3 protein-coding genes are annotated in these 3,554 nt (G+C 71.8%); 2 read left to right on the top strand and 1 reads right to left on the bottom strand.

Going from position 1 to position 3,554, the window contains the following annotated elements; genetic code table 11:
- Window positions 1-166: 166 nt before the first annotated feature.
- Window positions 167-601, top strand: coding sequence for a nuclear transport factor 2 family protein (locus ACZ63H_RS38510; protein ID WP_469873107.1), 435 nt, complete (start codon window positions 167-169; stop codon window positions 599-601).
- Window positions 602-824: 223 nt separating this feature from the next.
- On the opposite strand, the gene ACZ63H_RS38505 is transcribed toward ACZ63H_RS38510, so the two are convergent.
- Window positions 825-2,354, bottom strand: coding sequence for a helix-turn-helix domain-containing protein (locus ACZ63H_RS38505; protein WP_469873106.1), 1,530 nt, complete (start codon window positions 2,352-2,354; stop codon window positions 825-827).
- 210 nt (window positions 2,355-2,564) lie between these two features.
- On the opposite strand from ACZ63H_RS38505, the gene ACZ63H_RS38500 reads away from it, so the two are divergent.
- Window positions 2,565-3,428 carry a GyrI-like domain-containing protein gene (locus ACZ63H_RS38500; protein WP_469873105.1) on the top strand — a complete coding sequence of 288 codons (864 nt, stop codon included), beginning with the start codon at window positions 2,565-2,567 and terminating at the stop codon, window positions 3,426-3,428.
- The last annotated feature ends 126 nt before the right edge of the window (window positions 3,429-3,554 follow it).

The raw sequence follows: 3,554 nt of genomic DNA, 5'->3' as shown, positions 1-3,554 counted from the left end.
GGAAAATGTGTTCGACGTTTGTGGGGAGGGGACTTTCTGACCCCGCCCCGCAAACCCCCCGGACCCGGGGGTTGTGTCCGGCGGGGACCACCTCCCCCACGCCGCCCACGCCCCCGCCCCGTCCGGCACTCGCCGTGCCGGCTCCCGTCCCCTACCCTCGCGTGTCATGAACCCGGTCGCTGACACGAACGCCGTGGTCAACCTGATCGCCGAGTACGCGCAACTGGTGGACGACGGTGACTTCGCCGGGGTGGGCGCGTTGTTCGCCGATGCCGTGTTCCTCGGCAGCGGTGCGCCGGCCGAGGGCGGCGCGGCCGTCGAGAGGCTGCTCAGGGACACCGTGATCCTCTACGAGGACGGCACGCCGCGTACCCACCACGCCACGACGAACATCGCCGTCGAGGTCGACGAGGAGGCGGGCACCGCCACGGCGCGTTCCTACGTCACCGTCTTCCAGGCCCTGCCCGGCCTGCCGCTGCGGCCCATCGCGGCGGGCCGCTACCACGACCGCTTCGAGCGTCACGACGGCCGGTGGCGGTTCGCGGAACGCCGCGTGCACATCCGCCTGACGGGCGACGTGAGCCACCACCTGCGCGCGTGATTGCCGGCCCAGGGCCCCTCGAGCGGCCAGCCCGGCCATGACGACCGGGGCCGAACCGCCCTGTTCGCCCGCGGCGAGGCGGAGTCCGGTGACCGGTCGGAGTCCGGCGGGCCCGTTTCACCGGCGGTGCACAGTGCCGGGGGCGCCCCCGGAACTGCCGCCGCCCCGCCCGCCCTGATCCGTTTCCTCACGGGGCAGGGCGGCATGCGGCGGCGTACGCGTCTCAGATGTCCCGGAAGATCTCGATCTGCGCCCCGACCGAGTTCAGGCGTTCCGCCAGGTCCTCGTAGCCGCGGTTGATGACGTAGACGTTGCGGAGCACCGACGTGCCCTCCGCCGCCATCATCGCCAGCAGGACGACCACCGCCGGGCGCAGGGCCGGCGGGCACATCATCTCGGCGGCGCGCCAGCGGGTCGGGCCCTCGACCAGGACCCGGTGCGGGTCCAGCAACTGGAGCCGGCCGCCGAGGCGGTTGAGGTCGGTCAGATAGATGGCGCGGTTGTCGTAGACCCAGTCGTGGATGAGGGTCTTGCCCTGCGCGGTGGCCGCGATGGCCGCGAAGAACGGGACGTTGTCGATGTTCAGGCCGGGGAAGGGCATGGGGTGGATCTTGTCGATCGGCGCCTCCAGCTTGGAGGGGCGGACCGTGAGGTCGACCAGGCGCGTACGGCCGTTGTCGGCGCAGTACTCGGGGCTGCGGTCGTGGTCGAGGCCCATCTCCTCCAGGACCGCCAGCTCGATCTCCAGGAACTCGATCGGGACCCGGCGCACCGTCAGCTCCGACTCGGTGACCACGGCGGCGGCCAGCAGGCTCATCGCCTCGACCGGGTCCTCGGAGGGCGAGTAGTCGACGTCGACGTCGATGGTCGGCACGCCGTGCACGGTGAGCGTGGTGGTGCCGATGCCCTCCACCTTCACGCCCAGCGCCTCCAGGAAGAAGCACAGGTCCTGGACCATGTAGTTGGAGGAGGCGTTGCGGATGACCGTGACACCGTCGTGGCGGGCGGCGGCCAGCAGCGCGTTCTCGGTCACGGTGTCGCCGCGCTCGGTCAGCACGATCGGCCGGTCGGGGCGGACCGAGCGGTCCACCTGGGCGTGGTACTGGCCCTCGGTGGCCGCGATGTCCAGACCGAACCGGCGCAGCGCGATCATGTGCGGCTCGATGGTCCGCGTGCCCAGGTCGCAGCCGCCGGCGTACGGCAGCTTGAAGCGGTCCATGCGGTGCAGCAGCGGACCGAGGAACATGATGATCGAGCGGGTGCGCACGGCGGCCTCCGCGTCGATCGCCGCCATCTCCAGCTCCGCGGGCGGCACGATCTCCAGGTCCACGCCGTCGTTGATCCAGCGGGTGCGGACGCCGATGGAGTTCAGCACCTCCAGCAGGCGGTACACCTCCTCGATGCGCGCCACCCGGCGCAGCACCGTGCGGCCCTTGTTCAGCAGCGTCGCGCACAGCAGGGCCACGCACGCGTTCTTGCTGGTCTTGACGTCGATGGCGCCGGACAGACGGCGGCCGCCGACCACGCGCAGATGCATCGGACCCGCGTAGCCCAGGGACACGATCTCGCTGTCCAGGGCTTCACCGATTCGGGCGATCATCTCAAGGCTGATGTTCTGGTTGCCGCGCTCGATGCGGTTCACCGCGCTCTGGCTGGTGCCGAGCGCCTCCGCGAGCTGCGCCTGCGTCCAGCCCCGGTGCTGCCGGGCGTCACGGATGAGCTTGCCGATGCGTACGAGGTAGTCGTCTGACATGACCTTGAGGCTATCTCAGATATGAGATGGCGCCCGCCAGGGGGGTCCGTTCGGGTGATGAGATGACCAATTGTCAACCCGTTGGGCCCAACGCGGCGACAGGGGGCCCGGGTTCCCCGCCGCCGCACCCGACCGCACCGGGCACGGGAAGTCGGGTCCGGCAGGGTGGTGCCCTCCTAGCGTGAGTGGGCGAAAGGGAAGGAGGCCCGGGTGCTGGAGAAGCTCAACCAGGCCATGGAACACATCGAGTCGCACCTCGACCAGCCGATCGAGGCGGCCGAGCTGGCACGCATCGCGATGACGTCGGAGTACCACTTCCGCCGGCTGTTCTCCGCGCTGGCCGGCGTCCCGCTGTCGGAGTACATCCGGCGCAGGCGGCTGACCGTGGCGGGCGCCGAGGTGCTCGCCGGCGAGCGGACGCTGCTCGATGTCGCGACGCGCTACGGCTACGGCTCGGGGGAGGCGTTCGCCCGCGCGTTCCGCGCCGTCCACGGCGTGGGGCCGGGGGAGGCCCGGCGGACCGGTGCGGCCCTGCGTTCCCAGCCCCGGATGTCCTTCCGCCTCATCGTCGAAGGGAGCAGCAGCATGCGATACAGGATCACCGAGAAGGAGGCATTCCGGGTGGTCGGCAGGAAGGCCCGCGTCCCGCTCGTCCACACGGGGGTCAACCAGGCGATCGCCGACTTCGTCCGGGGCATCGACCCGGAGACGCTCGGGCGCGTCGCGGCGCTGTCCGACCAGGCGCCGGAGGGGATCGTCGCGGTGAGCGACCGGCTCGACCCGAGCCGGGCCGAGGGGACCGAGCTGGACTACTACCACGCGGCGGTGACCGGCGCCGAAGCCCCCGGGGACATGGACGTCCTCCCCGTTCCGGCGGGCACGTGGGCCGTCTTCGAGAGCTCCGGCCCGTTCCCCGAGGCGCTCCAGCACCTGTGGCGGGACGTGTTCACCCAGTGGTTCCCGTCCAATCCGTACCGCAGCCGGCCGGGCCCCGAGATACTGCGCGTCGGCCCGGTGCGGGACCAGACGGCGGACGCCGAGCTGTGGATCCCGGTGGAGCGGACCTCCGTCTGAGCGAGCGCCCCGGGGGGGGGGGGGGGGGGGGGGGTGGGGGGGGGGGGGGGGGAGGGGGGGGGGGGGGGGGGGGGGTGTGCGGAGGGAGGGGGTGAGGGCTAGAGGAGCCGGCACTCCGGGTCTTCT

Source organism: Streptomyces sp. NPDC104831, from assembly GCF_055583025.1.
The sequence above is the reverse complement of the archived record's forward strand: the minus strand, read 5'-3'. Positions and strand labels throughout refer to the sequence as shown.

What these genes read in the sequence shown, in the direction of transcription:
- ACZ63H_RS38510 (WP_469873107.1), top strand. Translation starts at nt 167, where the DNA reads ATGAACCCGGTCGCTGACACGAACGCCGTGGTCAACCTGATCGCCGAG.
- ACZ63H_RS38505 (WP_469873106.1), bottom strand. Translation starts at nt 2,354, where the DNA reads ATGTCAGACGACTACCTCGTACGCATCGGCAAGCTCATCCGTGACGCC.